Here is a 17,317-nt window from a genome sequence, read left to right as displayed (position 1 = left end):
AAAGTTACTACAAATCAATAGGTATTTTACAGAATGACCATAAAAGAGCAAATAATAAACATCCCTATTTTAAAAACCACTCTGTACGCTCAAAATGCAATAGAAGCTGCACCTATTGTAATGCTTCACTCTCGTTACAATAAAACTATTAATTTATTGATTAATAATCAGATTTTTACATTACAGCCGAAAGAAAGTGAGCTTTCACCGATCAGTCTAATCACAGATTTCTCAATAACAAAATTTCAACAACTCTCATTCCAACCTAACCAACCTTATCGGCTCAATTTACATTATTCAAATGATGCAATTTTTTCTTCAAAATTAACCGCTTGCACTTCTTTTTCACCAAACAATGTGGTTTGGTATGCAAATCTTGCGCAAAAAATCTTGCAAAAGTCGAATGCCAAAGGACTGAATTTATTATTACAAAACAGTATTAACGATATACTACTCCGTGCATTCAAGCAATATTTAGTTCAAGCTGAGGATCTTTATCAACTAGGCGAATTAGAAAAATCAACGGAATATTTCACCAAACTTATTGGGCTTGGTATTGGTCTCACGCCAAGTGGCGATGATTTTCTATGCGGTTTTATTGCCACATTTCAATATTTTACTCAAACTCAGACAGCATTTTACCAAACACTAACCCAAAAACTCCGACAACATTTAGATAATACTAATGCGATTAGTCGCCGTTTTTTAGATTGTGCATTGCAACAACAATTTTCCGCCCCTATTTTGAGCTTCTTTAATCACACACAACAACGTCAAGAGGATTTCTGCCTATTAGCACAACGTTTTGAAAATATAGGGCATTCTTCCGGAATGGATACACTTTTCGGGATATACCATGCTTGTAAATGGCTATTAAAAAAATCCATCATCACCTGAATGTGTTTGGCTTTTTGACGTAATAAAGCAGTTGAATTTAAAAATGTGACGAGCAACTAGCGTTATTTAGGCAGAAAAATACCGCTTGTAGTAATATGCAAGCGGTTGAATTTAGGGAAAAATTTGTAAAATGCTTTTTCTATATAGGTTTTCTGAGTTTAAGGATTAATTCTAAGTAGTTCTATCCGATATAACGCAGCTTTCTTAGCTCTACTGCCCTCTTCTTGGTAACCTAGGTGAGCCGGAATATTAAACTCATATACAGAGCCTACCGGCATAAGCAATAATCCTTGCTGTAAGCCGGAAAACATTTCTCTGATAGGCAAAATTACTGGCACTTGATTAAACGTCCCTTCAAACACTTCCCCTTTATCATTATAAGAAGTAAAACGCACCTCCACTTCATCATTTAGTGTTGGTTTTTTGCCGCTGCCTGCTTTAAGCTCCTTATATTGCAAGCCTTGCTTAGTAGTTTGATACGCTTGATTTGCCTGTACTTTAGTAGATAATAAACTTACACTAGCGACAATGAATGCCAAACCTAAAGCATAAATCTGCTTCATTCTATTTCCCCCATCTTCTATAAAAGATTTCATATTATCCCTACCATAGACAGCTATTTTTTGCGTTTTATCATTTAATTCAAAAATTAAATTAAATCTATTTGCTATTTTCAGCGATTTTCGGCATATTTAGACCTAATTTAATTTATGTTTACCATAGGAATTTTTTATGAACCAGCAATATTCAACAATTCAGCATAATATCCATATGTTAGGTGAATTTTTGGGAGAAACGATTCGTGATGCGCAAGGAAATTACATTCTAGAACTCATCGAAAGCATTCGTGTGTTATCTCGCAATTCTCGTGCCGGCGATGAAAACGCCCGTGAACAGCTATTAGATAAATTAGCCAATATTTCTAACGATGATGTCTTACCCGTTGCACGTGCATTTAGCCATTTTCTAAATCTAACAAATATTGCTGAACAACATCAAACTGTTTCTCGCCATCATATTGATGAATCACTTGGTAGTCGCTCATTAGACTCTCTGTTCCTTCGTCTAAAATCACAAAATATCCCCGTTGAAAAAGTGATTAAAACCGTGGAAAGCCTAATGATTGATTTAGTGCTAACAGCTCACCCAACGGAAGTAACCCGCCGTTCGCTGGGGCATAAACACGTTGAAATCAATAAATGTTTGAATTTGTTGGAACATGATGATTTAACTGAGGCAGAAAGCTATAAAATCAAGCGCCGTTTAATGCAACTGATTGCCCTTGCTTGGCATACTAATGAAATCAGAACCCAACGCCCAACCCCTGTTGATGAAGCCAAAGGCGGTATGGCAGTCATTGAAAATAGTTTATGGAAAGCCGTGCCGGAATTTTGCCGTCAGCTTAACTTCTATTTAGAAAAACACTTTGGTGTGCAATATCCGGTAAATTTAGCCCCTGTCCGTTTTTCTTCTTGGATGGGCGGAGACCGTGACGGTAACCCGTTCGTCACGGCAGAAACAACTCGCCGTGTATTAAGAATGAACCGTTGGAAAGCCACGGAATTGTTCTTACAAGATATTAAAAATCTTGCTGAAGAATTATCGATTACACAGTGTACCCCTGCATTTCGTGCTAAATATGGCAACCATTTAGAGCCATATCGCGTATTACTAAAAGTATTACGCCAGAAATTAATTAATACCGAAATTTACTATGCGGAATTATTGGAAGGTAAAATTTCAACTATTGATGAAAGTGACATTTTAACTTCAGATCAGCAATTGTGGGAACCGCTTTTTGATTGCTATGAGTCATTACAAGCCTGTGGTATGCGAATTATTGCAAATGGTGCATTACTAGATTGCTTACGTCGTATAAACTGTTTTGGTTTAGGTTTATCACGCTTAGATATTCGCCAAGAAAGTACCCGCCACGAAATGGCGATTGCAGAAATTACCCGCTATATCGGCTTAGGCGATTATGCTCACTGGACGGAAGATGATAAACAGGCATTCTTAGTGCGTGAACTCAGTTCTCGCCGCCCATTGATTCCAACCAACTGGACTCCAAGCCCTGAAACTAAAGAAGTGTTAGACACTTGTAAAATTGTTGCCGAGCAACCTGAAGGTGTCATTTCAGCCTATGTCATTTCAATGGCAAGAGAGGCCTCTGATGTACTCTCGGTTCACCTTTTACTCAAAGAGGCGGGGTGCAAATTTACTATTCCGGTTGCCCCATTATTTGAAACGCTAGGCGATTTAGATCATAGTGAAAAAGTGATGACCGATTTATTTAATATCGGCTGGTATCGTGGCGTCATCAACAATTACCAAATGATTATGATCGGCTACTCTGATTCCGCCAAAGATGCCGGAATGCTTGCTGCCGGCTGGGCGCAATATCGGGCGCAAGAAGCTCTGGTTAATTTATGTGAAAAATATAATATTGAATTAACCTTATTCCACGGTCGTGGTGGTACTATCGGGCGTGGTGGCGCACCGGCTCACGCAGCCTTACTTTCTCAGCCACCTCGCTCACTCAAAAATGGCTTACGAGTGACCGAACAAGGAGAAATGATCCGCTTTAAATTAGGCTTACCTGCCGTGGCAGTTGAAAGTTTAGAACTCTATGCCAGTGCGATTTTAGAAGCGAATATTTTCCCACCACCGGAGCCAAAGCAGCAATGGCGAGATGTGCTAGCAAAAGCCTCCGATATTTCTTACCAAATTTACCGTGATATGGTGCGTGGCGAGCTAGACTTCGTACCGTATTTCCGCTCTGCTACACCAGAGCAAGAACTTTCCCGTCTGCCGCTTGGCTCACGCCCTGCAAAACGTAATCCAAAAGGCGGAGTGGATAGTTTGCGTGCAATTCCTTGGATTTTCGCTTGGATGCAAAACCGCTTAATGCTACCTGCTTGGTTAGGTGCAGGGCAAGCATTGCAACAGTTGATTGATGAAGGTAATGAAACCTTACTAAAAGAAATGTGTAACGAATGGCCGTTTTTCTCGACCCGTATCGGAATGCTGGAAATGGTATTTAGTAAAGCTGATATTTGGCTGGCGGAATATTACGACCAACGCCTAGTCGAGCCAAAACTACACCGTTTAGGCAATATGTTGCGTACGCAACTACAGGCTGATCTTAAAACCGTACTTGCACTGGCTCACGATGGACAATTAATGGCCGATTTACCTTGGATCGCAGAATCGATTGCACTACGCAATATTTATACCGATCCGCTCAATCTACTTCAGGTAGAATTGTTAGATAGGATTCGCAAACAAGGTGAAAATGCTGATCCTGTACTAGAGCAAGCATTGATGATCACCATCACAGGTATTGCCGCAGGTATGCGAAATACAGGTTAAGTTTCGATGGCAAGCGGTTGAATTTAGCGGAAGATTTGCAAAATTCCAACAGAATTTAACCGCTTATCAGCCAAATATAAAAAAATCGGGGCAAATATTTTTCGCCCCGATTTGTATTTTTACTTATTTGTTTTTACTTTGTTAATTAATGCCATACGGCTCGGTGTAAGGAATAATACCTCGTTTTAGCATACGGGTTACACCATTGCTGTAGTTTGTGCCAAAGCGTAGCTCAAAGTTAATGCCGAATTTATTGTCATAGTAGAAATCATTGATCGTATCAGATGAACCTACCGGCGTTGAAACTAAGCGGCGAGCCACATACACATTTGCCGCCCAACAGCAAGTGTTGTAGTTAAGCGAAATTTGCCCTTCCACCGGTTTTTTCAATGCAAGGTCGTGGTAATAACTGGTCATTACCGACACTTTATCGGTTAATTCCCAACCTAGCACACCGCCCACTTGTTTAATGGATTGCCCATACTTATTCGTGTTCAAGTTTTGATTGATGTAATCTTTACTTGCATAGCGGTAATTAAGCTGAATCAATTTGTCTGACTGTGGTTTGTATTGCAATGACATATTCGCTAACGCCGTTTGGTTTAAACGAGTATCATATTGATAGCTACCATGCCAATTCCAATTCTTATGGAATTTCCAGTTAGATTCCGCTGCCCATGAAGTCGTATGACCTTTAGTGCTGTTATCTGAGGTATCATCAATTTTAGACGGGCTTATATAATAAGTTTGTCCTAAGCTGAAATTAAACACCTCTTCACCGGTTGCCTCTTTAAAGAAACGGGTTGTGCCACCTGCAGTGACTAAATTTGCTGACGAAATACGATCTAAACCGCTATAACGTCTGTCATTAAACAGTGAGAAATAGTCGTTTTGCAATAATGCAGAGTCATAGCCTAAGCTCACACTTCGATGTGCTTTCGAGCCAATATCGCTTTGATCCTTATATGGGCGATAAATATATTGCACCCGAGGCTCAAGCGTTTGAGTATAGCCAGAGAAAAGCTGTTTATCGGATTCCAACACGGTTTTAAAATCGAGCTTAATCTGTGGCAGTACACGACTTACACTTTTCTTAATTTCTTCCGTACTCTCACTACCTTTCGTTTGTTGATAGTAGGTTGCATAGAGCTTGGTTTCTAAATTTAAGCTACCATAGCGGTTCGCTAATGGGAAATTCAGTGTTGGCTCAGCGTGGAAACGCCACGCTTTTGGCATTAATTTACTATCATTTTCAAAACGGGCTGCTTGGGCAAAGAATTTGAAATCTCCGCCTTTAATTAGATCGTTTTTATAATAGTTAAAATCAATTTGTGGCAGAACGCGATAAGGCCCGATATCCAACTCATCGAAGGTTTGGAATTTTTTACCTGAAATTGAGATATTATAATTCGGCTGATAGTAGCCTAATTTAAAATTCTGCGTCGCATAGCCATCAGTACTGCTACCATAATCCGAATCAAAATCAGAGAAATAACGTCTGTCGCTCACTTTGGTGTAATCGACCGAGAAACGCCAATCGGTTAAAAAACTCATTGCGTGACGCCAGTGGAATAAATAGCGTTTACGATCATCATTTCCCGGTTGGTACTCGCTTAAACGATCTTTCGCCATATATTCGGTTGCCACTAAGCCTTGCCCGATTTTCGTTAAATAACGAAATTCCGGGCTGATTTGCCAACCACGGCGTGAATAGTAAGTTGGAGTGATGGTCGAGTCCATATTCGGTGCGATATTCCAATAAAACGGTTGCGAATATGTCCAGCCGTTTTTGCTTGAACGCTCAAAACTTGGAATTAATAACCCACTACGGCGGCGGTCGCCAATCGGAAATTGTAAGTAAGGCGAATAAAATACCGGCATTCCCAGCACTTTAAAACGGGCGTGCCACATTTCAGCATATTCTTCATCAACGTGCTGAATCATTTCATTCGCTTCAATTTGCCACGAATTATCATTTGGTAAGCACGAAGTGAAACTGGCGTTTTTCAACGTACGTTTGCTGTTGCCAAACTCGCCGGATTCTGCCGTGCCACGCCCTTGTCTGCCGACTAATTGGTAGTTGGCGTTAGTTAAATTCGCATCTTTAGATAGCAAATTAATAGTCGCATCCGCACCGGTTGCCTGAATCAAATTATCTTGGTAGTTAAAATTACCCTGCAAATACGCCATACGGGCATTTTCGCCATCTTGCTCAACCCGCACCTGCTCTGCCCAAATCGAGCGGTTGCCTTGCTTGATGGTCACATCACCGGTGTAGGTGGCATCACGCGGTTGGTTAATCACCGCACTGTCTGACTCAATGGTAACAGGCATTCTAAGTTGATCACCTTCTACCACTTCGCCCTGAAAATGCGGCACGCCAAGTAAACATTGTTGCTTTAAATCAGCTGCGGCACTGTTGCTATAACAAGCTGCCATCACAGCAAGAGAAAGTAAGCTATAACGCTGTTTCATCATTTTTCCTTTATAAGCCGGGAACAAGCGGTCTGTTTTTGCAAATTTTTTACCAAAATCGACCGCTTGCTCATTAAATAATACGGGAAAACTGCTGTCTTCTCGCTAATTGTCTTGAATAAACATCAAAACATAAGCAAATATTACGGATCAATAAACGCCCTCGTGGAGAAACCACAATGCTGTCGTCATTCATCGTTAATAATTCATCTTCCGCCAACGGCGCTAAGAAAGCTAAATCTTCAGCAAAATAGCGTTTAAAATCAATGCCATATTGCTTTTCGATAGTAGCAAAATCTAATTTGAAATTACAAATCAAGGCTTTTATCACATCACGGCGAATGCAATCATCTTGGCTTAAAGCAATGCCTTTATGCAACGCAATGCCGTTGGTTTCAACATCAGCATAGTATTGTTGTAATTCTTTGCGGTTTTGAGCGTAAGTATCGCCGAGTAAGCTGATTGCCGATACGCCCATTCCCAATAAATCACACTCTTCTTGAGTGGTATAGCCTTGGAAGTTACGGTGTAAAATGCCTTTTTCTTGTGCAATGGCTAACTCGTCATCAGGTTTGGCAAAGTGATCCATACCGATAAACTTATAGCCATTTTTGCCTAAAAATTCGATGGAATTTTGCAAAATGGTCAATTTAGTTTCCGGAGCCGGCAACAACTCTTCTTTAATTTTCACTTGTGCAGCAAAACGGCTTGGCAAGTGAGCATAGTTAAATACGCTCATACGATCAGGGTTTAACTCTACTACACGTTGCAAGGTGTACATAAAGCTTTCCACATTCTGTTTTGGTAAGCCGTAAATCAAATCCACATTAGTTGAAACAAAACCAAGTTCTTTTGCCCGTTTCATCAAGGCAAAAATAAACTCTTCATCTTGCTCACGATTCACCAAACGTTGCACTTCTTTATCGAAATCCTGAATACCCATACTCAGACGGTTAAAACCGATAGCACGCAGGTGATCCAACATACTTAATTCGATTTCACGCGGATCCATTTCAATGCTGATTTCCGCATCATCGCTCACATCCAAATTGGCTCGTAGCATTTGCATTAAACGTGCCGATTGATCTTCGTCTAAATAAGTCGGCGTACCGCCGCCCCAGTGTATTTGGGTCACTAAACGATTTTGAAACAGAGGTGCGCGAGTTTTAATTTCACGCTCTAAATAATCTAAATAAATTTCAACTTTATGGCGATGACGAGTAATCACTTTATTACAGCCACAGAAATAGCAAAGTTTATGGCAAAACGGAATATGCACATAAAGCGAAAGCGGACGCTCAGGGTAACGAGCTGCAGCACGAATAAAATCTTCATTGGTGTAATTTTCGTTAAACTCCAACGCTGTTGGGTAAGAGGTATAACGAGGCCCTGAATGGTTATATTTTTGAATAAGGGCTAAATCCCAAATAATTTCTGACATTAGATTGCCTTTCTCATTTCTTCAATATCTTTTAATAATTGGTAACACTCATTTTTGATGTCTGATTCAAGCTCCGCTTCTTTTGCTTCCCGCTCTAAATCCAACTTCATTCTTTCGTTACGTTTTAAATTTTTGCGTTCATCTAAAATCGGCATATTTTCCACCACGCCATACAACGCCCACATCGCCGTATAGTCGCTTAATTTTCTGCCGAGAACATCTAATAGCGGTTTTAAACGTAAAACGCCTTCCGAAAAATCGCACTGTTCGGAAATCATTGCCCGAGCAATAACTTCAATGCTGTCTAAAATCCGAATATAACGATCTTTTTGTGCTTGCTTTGCCTGTTCAATCAGTGCTTGTTCGTGCTTTTTCTGAGCTCGCACTTTCAGCATTAAGTGCAGTGCATACCCGCCCAGCGAAATTAAAATCAAAGCGGCAAGCACCATCAGGAATATTCTTAGCATCATAATCGGCTACCTAGCGGAATTTATTAATATCCATCGTTTCGAATTGGCGTAATAACGCATCACCATTATCGCCCTCTTCATCTTCATATTCGATGCCAAGCTCAGTCATTAATTCATCAATGCGATCTAAACACTCATTCATAAATTTCTGATCTTCTGCGGATAAGGTTTTGCCCGCTTCCAAATCATCTAACAACTGATTTAAACATTCGTTATTTTCTAACTGCTCCAGCTCTTGTTCCGGTGAAAGCGTTGGTTTGATTGGCTCAACCGGCACAGCCTTAATCGTCCGCCCTTTTTCCGGCTGGTTCACAAATTCCACCATTAACGGCACTTTTTTACGGCTACCGATACGCGGATCTTTCACCTCTTTCACCACTGCTTTTTTCTGCTCTGCCGGATCAGCATTGCGTGAGCCTGTCGGCAAGCCTTTATGTTTACGCTTACGTTTTTCCTCACGGGCTAACACATCTAACTCATAACGAGTGAGTTTCAATTTTTTGCCGCCACCTAATTTAGGTGTTGGCTTCGCTGGTTTATCGGCTTTTCTTGCTGGCATAATATCAGTAATGCGGCGTGTTTTTTTAGTACGGCTCATAATTCTTTAATCGATTAATAAAATTTTAATAAATCACTATTCTACAGGGAATTCGGTTCCCTTAATAGTATCGTTTTAATTCAGCATTCCCATCAATGATAAGTTTGCACAAAGTACTGGTAGGCTTTTAACAGTTTTTCAAAATCATCTAAGCCACAAAAAGCAATGCTTTCCTCATTATAAAATTGAAAGCCATCTTCCATTTCATTCTCGTCAAAAGCGGTATCTAAATTATTCGCTTTTACCATCACCTCATCATAATCAAAATAGAGGCTGTACTCACGACCTTCAAATATACATTCATAATGATTAGGAAAAGCGACTCTACATTTTTCAATTTCAACAAAAATAGCTTCTAGCTCTTTCGGATTGCCCGTAATTTCCGTATTCAACCAGCGGGCAAATGCTTCGTGATCCATTGAACATTTTGCCACCACCCCGTGAATACTATGGGTAAATTGATATTCCATACACCTTCTCCTCTATTACGGCTATTATAGCCTAACAAGCGGTCTTTTTTTGGAAAATTTTGCAAAACGCTAATTTTTAAATGTTATCAGTTCCTCGATTATCCGTAAATCTGCTAAAATACAGGTCATTTTAGTATTGATACATCCAAAAGGAACCACTATGCCAAATAACACTGCACGACCTGCTCTTGACAATACGGTCAGTCAAGCCTTTTTAAACGATCTCGACCAAACCCTCTGGACAGCCGCCGACAAGCTGCGTAAAAACCTCGATGCCGCCAACTACAAACACATCGTTCTTGGCTTTATCTTCCTAAAATACATCTCCGACAGCTTTACCGATTTCCAAGCCAAGCTAAAAACCCAGCTTACCACCCCCGAAAGCGAACTCTATCTTGACCCTGCACTATTTGACGAACAAGAATTTAGCCAAATTCTTGCCGAAGAGTTGGAACAGAGAGATTACTACGCTGCCGAAAACATCTTTTGGGTGCCGGAGCAAGCCCGCTGGGACAACATCAAATCATTAAGCAAACTCAATCTTGGCGATGAATTGCCTTGGGGAGACAAATTTAAAGGTGTCAGCCGCTTGATTGATGATGCCTTTGAAGCCATCGAACGGGAAAACCCCAAACTCAAAGGCGTACTCCAACGCATTGCCGGCTTTGGCGTGCCTGATGAAATGCTCACAGGCTTAATTGACCTGTTCTCACGCACCAATTTCACCCAGCCTATGCACAATGGCGAACCTGTGCATCTGCAAGCCAAAGACATTTTAGGGCACGTCTATGAATACTTTCTTGGACAATTTGCCCTAGCTGAAGGCAAAAAAGGCGGTCAATACTTCACGCCCAAATCCATTGTTACCCTGATTGTTGAAATGCTCAAACCCTATTCAGGGCGGATTTATGACCCTGCAATGGGCAGCGGCGGATTTTTTGTGCAGGCTGACCGCTTTATTCAGGCACATCAAGGCAACCGCAACGCCATTTCGGTTTATGGGCAAGAATCCAACCCCAACACCCGCAAACTGGCGGTGATGAATATGGCGATTCGTGGCATTCCCTTTGACTTTGGCGACAAGCCCGAAGATACCCTACTAAACCCTTTGCACATCGACAAAAAAATGGATGTTGTGATGGCAAATCCCCCCTTTAACCAAAAAGCGTGGTGGAGTGAAAGCCTAGCAAACGACCCACGCTGGGCATACGGCACACCGCCGCAAGGCAACGCCAACTTTGCGTGGCTGCAACATATGATTTACCACCTCTCCCCCAAAGGCAAAATGGCACTCCTGCTCGCCAACGGCTCAATGAGTAGCCAAACCTCAGGCGAAGGCGACATTCGCAAAAACATCGTGCAAGCCGACCTTGTCGAAGCGATGATTGCCCTGCCCAATCAGCTATTCACCAACACCCAAATCCCTGCCTGCATTTGGATTATCAATAAAGCCAAAGCCAGAAAAAAAGAGGTGCTGTTTATCAACGCTACCCAAATCGGCTATATGAAAGACCGTGTCTTGCGTGATTTTACCGCTGATGACATTGCCAAAATCAGCGACACCTACCACAACTGGCAAAAACAGGACGGCTACGAAAATATCCCTGCGTTTTGTTATTGTGCCACGCTGGACGAAATCGCCAAAAATGACTTTGTGCTAACGGCTGGGCGATATGTAGGAGCGGCAGTCGAAGAAGATGACGGCGTACCGTTTGCTCAAAAAATGCAAGAACTAACCGCACTTTTAAATGAACAATTTAGACAAGGGCGAGCATTGGAAGAAAAGATTGTGGCAAATTTAAAAGGGTTGGGGTTTTAAGATGAGTAAACTATCCGATTTTATTTCCATTAAACACGGATTTGCATTTAAAGGTGAATTCATCACAACAGAAGAAAATGCCAACTGTTTGATTACGCCAGTTAATTTTTCTATTGGTGGCGGTTTTAAATCAGATAAGTTCAAATATTATACAGGAGAAATACCTGAAAAATACATTTTACAGCCAAATGATTTAATTGTAACAATGACGGATTTAAGCAAGCAAGCCGATACATTGGGATACCCAGCATTAGTGCCAAATATTTCAGGCAAAAAAATGTTGCATAACCAAAGGATAGGCTTGGTTGAATTTTTAGATAACGAACTAGATAAAGAGTATTTGTATTTTTTGATGCGTACGAAAGAATACAGACATCAAATATTAAGTACAGCTACTGGTGCAACTGTTCATCATACTTCCCCTAGCAAAATACTAGATTTCGAGTTTGAGAAGCCAGACTTGCAAACCCAAAAACTAATTGCTCAATATTTAATGATATTGGAAGAAAAAATCCAACTCAACACCCAAACCAACCAAACCTTAGAAGCCATTGCTCAGGCGATTTTTAAAAGTTGGTTTGTGGATTTTGACCCTGTACGAGCCAAAGCCCAAGCGATTTTGGACGGCAAAACCAGCGATGAAGCCAATTTATCAGCAATGGCGGTCTTTTCAGGCAAAGCGATTGAAGACCTAAGCCAAACCGAATACCAAGAGCTTTGGGAAATCGCCGATGCCTTCCCAAGTGAGTTTGGAGATGAAGGGTTACCTATTGGCTGGAAATTCAATCAAGCAGACAATTTATTTGATGTTGGCATTGGGAAAACCCCACCAAGAAAAGAGAGTGAATGGTTTTCTGATAATGCAAATGATACAGAATGGATTTCTATTAAAGATATGGGAAATCAGGGATTGTTTATTACGGAAAGTAGCGAATACCTCAAAGTTGAAGCCGTAGATAAATTTAATATTAAAAGAATTCCTGAAAATACTGTAATTTTGAGTTTTAAATTAACCGTTGGTAGAGTTTCAATTACGACAAAAGAAACAACTACTAACGAAGCTATTGCTCATTTTAAAATTCCTAGCTCATCAAATCTAAGCTCAGAGTTTTTATACTGCTACTTAAAAAATTTTGATTTTAATAATCTAGGAAGTACATCATCAATCGCAACGGCAGTCAATTCAAAAATGATAAAAGAGATGGAAATTTTAGAACCATCAGATCTAGTTATTAATCACTTTAATGAATATATTGAAGGTATTTTTAATAAGATAAAAGAAAATATTATTCAAAATAATAACTTAACCAAGATAAGAGATGAGTTACTACCTAAATTATTAAATGGAGAGTTATTCAATGAATAACGAAGAATTATCTTCTAGTTACTTTGATGAAATCAAAGAATGGCAAAGTGGCGAACCTATTTTTGTCTCTAAAAACGATGAGATAAATAGTCGTGTCCCTTTATTAAGAGTAAATGGCTGGAAAAAGTTTATTGATTTACTTTCTACAAATTTTTTCCAAGAAAATATTTCTGAACTCATTTTTAGAGGGCAACGCCGATATGATTGGGGACTAATGCCCAATATTGCCAGAAATAGTGATAATGGCTTGTTTACTAAAGAATTGATGGAAAATCAGCTTAATAACTTTAAAAAAGCCATTCGAGGTCGGATTAAAGATTATACTTTATTGCTTAATGAAGATGATGATGAAATTTGGGCAATTGGGCAACATTATGGATTGAATACACCTTTATTGGATTGGACATATTCTCCTTATGTCTCATTATTTTTTGCTTTTTCACGCAAAGATGTTAAAGCTGAAAAGCCAAATGAATACCGAGTTGTTTATATTGCAAATAAGAAGTTACTTTCTAACTTTGTTACCTTTGTTGATCCCAAAGTGGATATGTATGGGAGATTGGTCAATCAAGCAGGTTTATTTATTAAAGCAGAAGCAGGAAAATCGATAGAATCTTTAATTGTAGATTCTATTGCGGAGCAGAACGAAAGTGAATTTCTCTCTGATGAGTCATTCGAACAAGAAATAGCAAAATATCTCTGAAAAATTTATATTTTAAACACACCAGACATTCAAAGTGATTGCATTTTGTCTTTGCGACAAATGAATATTCATCACGCCAATTTATTTCCTGATTTAATGGGGGCTGCTGACTATTGCAATCTACTTTCTGAATTTCAGCCATATAACAAAAACCAAAAAATTATTGATAGTTCAACGCCAAATCATTGGGAGTCTCCAACTCTTGCAAATAACGAAGGTAGTATCCCTACTCTTACAAACAATAGCTCTATTAATAATATTAAGGAATTATTAATACCTTATCTAGCTCTTCCTGATGCAGACCTAGAACAAATAGCCAATAAGTTACTCAATATTCTAAAAACCAATATGGTAACTGACTGGCAAACACGAGATGAAATTAAAGCAAAAATCAAAATTGCATGGCGTAGAATCCTATCTCAAACCAACATGAATAAAGAACAAATAGAAAATATGTTAGATAAATTATTCACATTAGATTTTCAGCCATAAACATTATTTTCACGGAGAACCCACAATGCTAGGCATCAACGAAAACACCATTGAACAATCCGCCATTGCGACTTTGCAAGGCTTGGGCTGGGACTACACCTACGGCAAAACGATTTTGGCAGGTTTAGAACACGAATGGCGGGAGCGAGCCACTGAGGTGGTATTAAAGCCGCTGCTTGCCGAAGCGATTGCAAAATTCAACCCGAATTTGCCCGCTTGTGAGGTGGAAAATGTGGTGGCACAGGTGTGCCGTGCGGAAAGTAGTGATTTGGCGGAGCGTAATCGTCAGGCTTATGATTGGCTAAGAAATGGGGTCAAAATCACTTATCAGTTGGACGGTGAGCAGGTGTCTGATGTGGTGCAGCTGATTGATTTTCAGCGTCCAGAAAATAACGATTTTCGCATTGTCAATCAGCTGGATATTGGCGGTAAAAAAGGCAAACGCATTCCTGATTTGATTGGCTTTGTCAATGGCTTGTCGCTGGTGGTATTTGAGCTGAAAAATCCGCTCAAAGAAAATGCCGACATCGGCAAGGCGTTTGCCCAACTGCAAACCTATAAAGATGAAATTTCTGATTTGTTTGTGTTTAATCAGGCACTCGTGATTTCAGACAGCATTGTCGCCCGTATCGGTTCGCTGACCGCCGATTTCGACCGTTTTACCCCTTGGCGTGTGGTTGATGAAAAAAATCAGAACAAACGCATTGTGTTTGAAGATGAACTCACCGCCCTACTGCAAGGCGTGATGAACCCCAAAAATCTACTGGATTATGTGCAGAATTTTGTGGTGTTTGAACGGGACGGCAAAAACCGTTTGATTAAGAAAATCGGGGCGTATCATCAGTTTTATGGCGTGAATGAAGCGGTGGATTGCACCTTGCTTGCCACCACAGGCAACCGCAAAATCGGTGTGTTTTGGCATACGCAAGGCTCGGGCAAATCGCTTTCGATGCTGTTTTATGCAGGTAAAGTATTAAGCCAAGGCTGCCTGAAAAATCCAACTTTGGTGTTAGTCACCGAACGCAACGATTTAGACGGTCAGCTTTACGCCACTTTTTGCGGTGGTGAGGCATTGCTCAAACAAACGCCTATCCAAGCCGATGGGCGAGACGAACTCCGCTCTGCCCTTGCCAGTCGTTCAGCAGGCGGTGTAATTTTTACCACCATTCAAAAATTTGGCTTAATGGAGGGCGAGCTTGCCCACCCAGTGTTAAACGAGCGGGAAAACATCATTGTGATTACCGATGAAGCACACCGTTCGCAATATGGTTTTAGCCAAAAAATCAACCACAAAGGCGAGTATCGTGAGGGTTACGCCAAGCATTTACGCAGTGCATTGCCGAATGCTTCTTTTATTGGTTTTACAGGCACGCCGATTGAACTTGATGACAAAGACACCCAAGAAGTCTTCGGTAAATATGTCTCGATTTATGATTTTGAAGATGCGGTGGAAGATGGGGCAACCGTGCCGATTATTTATGAGCCACGCCAAATCAGCTTAGGCGAAAGTGGCGAGTTTACCAAAGTGATGGAAGAGGCACAACAACTGATTGATGACGATGAAAACAGCTATAACTTCCGCCTGCGTGAAAAACTGCACAGCGTGGATAGCCGTTTGCAAAAAATGGCGGAAGATATTATTGCCCATTACGATGAGCGTACCAAACAGCAAGACGGCAAGGCGATGGTTGTGGTGATGAGCCGTGCCATTTGCGTGAAATTGTACGAAAAAATCACCGCACTTCGTCCAGAATGGCACTCAAACGATGTGCTTCAAGGCAGCATTAAAATTGTGATGACAAGTAATGCCAGCGACCCTGCCGAGTGGCAAAAACACAATCAGGATAAGAAAACCTTAGAAAAACGCTTTAAAGACCCAGACGATCCGCTCAACATCGTGATTGTGCGGGATATGTGGCTGACAGGCTTTGATGCGCCCTGCTGTAACACAATGTACATTGATAAACCAATGAGCGGACACAACCTGATGCAGGCAATCGCTCGGGTAAATCGGGTATTTCGCAACAAAAGCCGTGAAAATGGCGGCTTGATTGTGGATTATGTGGGCTTGACCGATGAGCTGGAAAAAGCGATGAAGCAGTACACCAACGCAGGCGGCAAAGAAAAGCCGGTGCGGGACATTTCAGCGGTGCTGGAAAAAATGGTGGAACATATCACGGTCATTCGTGGGCAATTTGCCACACCGATTGACGGACAAGCGGTTGATATTGCCAAAATGTTGCAAATCAGCGAACCGCCTAAACTGCTCAATGCGATTTTGACATCAGCCAACCATATTCTTGCCCTAGACCGCATTCAGCCACCTGATAACACTGCCAAAGACAAAACCCCACGCAAAAACGCCTTTTTGCAATCGGTACGCTTGGCGAAAAAAGGTTATGCTTTGTGTGGGGCATTAAAAGCAGTTGAACCCTATAAACAGGAACTGGCGTTTTATGATGCAGTGCGTGCCACCATTATCAAAAACAGCACCGCTCCTCGCAATTCTTCGAGCGAAAATGACCGCTTGTTGCAGCTTACCGCCTTGATGAATCGTGCGGTACAGTCGGATGGTGTGGTGGATTTATTTGATTTGCTGAAAAAAGACCGCCCAAACATCAACCTGCTTTCTGATGAGTTTTTGGAAACAGTAAAAAACAGCCCAACCAAAGATTTGTGGCTATCAGCAATGGAGCGTTATCTTGCCTCACAACTGCGAGAGCAAAGCGGTGCCAATCTTGCCACAAAAAAAGCATTTGAACAGAAACTCAAAGAGGCGATGAACCAATACCACAACCACAATTTAAGCGTATTGGAAATTTTAGAAGAGCTGATCGCCCTCGCCAAAGAGTTTGAAGCCCGCCAAAAACGAGGGGAAGCGTTGGGACTAAGCCCTGCGGAAATGGCGTTTTATGATGCTTTGGCACGTAATGAAAGTGCGGTGCGGGAAATGGGCGATGAGGTATTGATGAAACTTGCCAAAGACATTACCGATAAATTACGCAAATCGGTCACCGTAGATTGGCAATATAAAGACTCGGTTCGTGCCAAAATGCGAACCTTAATCCGCATTGCTCTGCGTACCTATAAATACCCGCCCGATTTACAGGCGGAAGCGATTGAGTTTGTGTTGCAACAAGCGGAAGAGATCGCCGGAGAGTTCGCTATCACCGAAACGGCGTAATCTATATTAGGGCGTGCAATGTACGCCCTA

Annotated in this window: 13 protein-coding genes; 7 read left to right on the top strand and 6 right to left on the bottom strand. The window is 41.1% G+C overall.

The window, feature by feature from the left end; translation table 11 throughout:
• Nucleotides 1-120 precede the first annotated feature (120 nt).
• Nucleotides 121-897, top strand: coding sequence for an oxamate carbamoyltransferase subunit AllH family protein (locus EDC41_RS07370; RefSeq protein ID WP_235658934.1), 777 nt, complete (start codon nt 121-123; stop codon nt 895-897).
• A 158-nt stretch (nt 898-1,055) separates the two neighbouring features.
• Here the strand turns inward: EDC41_RS07370 and EDC41_RS07365 are convergent, their stop codons facing one another.
• Complete coding sequence (locus EDC41_RS07365) at nt 1,056-1,460, bottom strand: FKBP-type peptidyl-prolyl cis-trans isomerase (RefSeq protein ID WP_020824148.1); 405 nt, start codon at nt 1,458-1,460, stop codon at nt 1,056-1,058.
• 169 nt (nt 1,461-1,629) lie between these two features.
• Here EDC41_RS07365 and ppc point away from each other — a divergent pair, with 169 nt between their 5' ends.
• Nucleotides 1,630-4,269, top strand: a complete 2,640-nt coding sequence (gene ppc / locus EDC41_RS07360) for a phosphoenolpyruvate carboxylase (protein ID WP_020824149.1) — start codon at nt 1,630-1,632, stop codon at nt 4,267-4,269.
• A gap of 141 nt (nt 4,270-4,410) precedes the next feature.
• Here the strand turns inward: ppc and lptD are convergent, their stop codons facing one another.
• The 5 genes from lptD to EDC41_RS07335 all read right to left on the bottom strand — a co-directional run bounded on the left by lptD (nt 4,411) and on the right by EDC41_RS07335 (nt 9,723).
• Entirely contained in the window at nt 4,411-6,744 is a 2,334-nt protein-coding gene (gene lptD, locus EDC41_RS07355) for an LPS assembly protein LptD (RefSeq protein ID WP_020824150.1), read from the bottom strand.
• Between the two features lie 73 nt (nt 6,745-6,817).
• Complete coding sequence (hemN, locus tag EDC41_RS07350) at nt 6,818-8,185, bottom strand: oxygen-independent coproporphyrinogen III oxidase (RefSeq protein ID WP_006252397.1); 1,368 nt, start codon at nt 8,183-8,185, stop codon at nt 6,818-6,820.
• A complete protein-coding gene (locus tag EDC41_RS07345) occupies nt 8,185-8,652 on the bottom strand; it encodes a DUF2489 domain-containing protein (RefSeq protein ID WP_006248057.1) in 468 nt (155 codons plus the stop codon). The genes hemN and EDC41_RS07345 overlap by 1 nt, the downstream gene beginning before the upstream one ends.
• Nucleotides 8,653-8,665: 13 nt before the next feature.
• Entirely contained in the window at nt 8,666-9,253 is a 588-nt protein-coding gene (gene yihI, locus EDC41_RS07340; protein WP_006252395.1) for a Der GTPase-activating protein YihI, read from the bottom strand.
• A gap of 92 nt (nt 9,254-9,345) precedes the next feature.
• Complete coding sequence (locus tag EDC41_RS07335) at nt 9,346-9,723, bottom strand: YacL family protein (protein WP_006252394.1); 378 nt, start codon at nt 9,721-9,723, stop codon at nt 9,346-9,348.
• Nucleotides 9,724-9,883: 160 nt separating this feature from the next.
• On the opposite strand from EDC41_RS07335, the gene EDC41_RS07330 reads away from it, so the two are divergent.
• The 5 genes from EDC41_RS07330 to EDC41_RS07315 are packed head-to-tail and all read left to right on the top strand — an operon-like array spanning nt 9,884 to nt 17,287.
• Complete coding sequence (locus EDC41_RS07330) at nt 9,884-11,542, top strand: class I SAM-dependent DNA methyltransferase (RefSeq protein WP_006252393.1); 1,659 nt, start codon at nt 9,884-9,886, stop codon at nt 11,540-11,542.
• Between the two features lies 1 nt (nt 11,543).
• Nucleotides 11,544-12,908 (top strand): restriction endonuclease subunit S, encoded by a 1,365-nt coding sequence (locus EDC41_RS07325; protein ID WP_006252392.1) that lies wholly within the window; start codon nt 11,544-11,546, stop codon nt 12,906-12,908.
• On the top strand, nt 12,901-13,611 hold the full coding sequence (locus tag EDC41_RS13855) for an FRG domain-containing protein (RefSeq protein WP_006252391.1): 711 nt from the start codon (nt 12,901-12,903) through the stop codon (nt 13,609-13,611). The genes EDC41_RS07325 and EDC41_RS13855 overlap by 8 nt, the downstream gene beginning before the upstream one ends.
• Before the next feature lie 60 nt (nt 13,612-13,671).
• A complete protein-coding gene (locus tag EDC41_RS13850; protein WP_006252390.1) occupies nt 13,672-14,103 on the top strand; it encodes a type I restriction enzyme endonuclease domain-containing protein in 432 nt (143 codons plus the stop codon).
• Nucleotides 14,104-14,128: 25 nt separating this feature from the next.
• Nucleotides 14,129-17,287 (top strand): type I restriction endonuclease subunit R, encoded by a 3,159-nt coding sequence (locus tag EDC41_RS07315; RefSeq protein WP_006252389.1) that lies wholly within the window; start codon nt 14,129-14,131, stop codon nt 17,285-17,287.
• Nucleotides 17,288-17,317 lie beyond the last annotated feature (30 nt).

The organism is Mannheimia haemolytica, from assembly GCF_004342115.1.
GTDB classification, from domain to species: Bacteria; Pseudomonadota; Gammaproteobacteria; order Enterobacterales; family Pasteurellaceae; genus Mannheimia; species Mannheimia haemolytica.
Note: the sequence above shows the minus strand (reverse complement) of the source record. Positions and strands in the feature narration are given on the sequence as shown.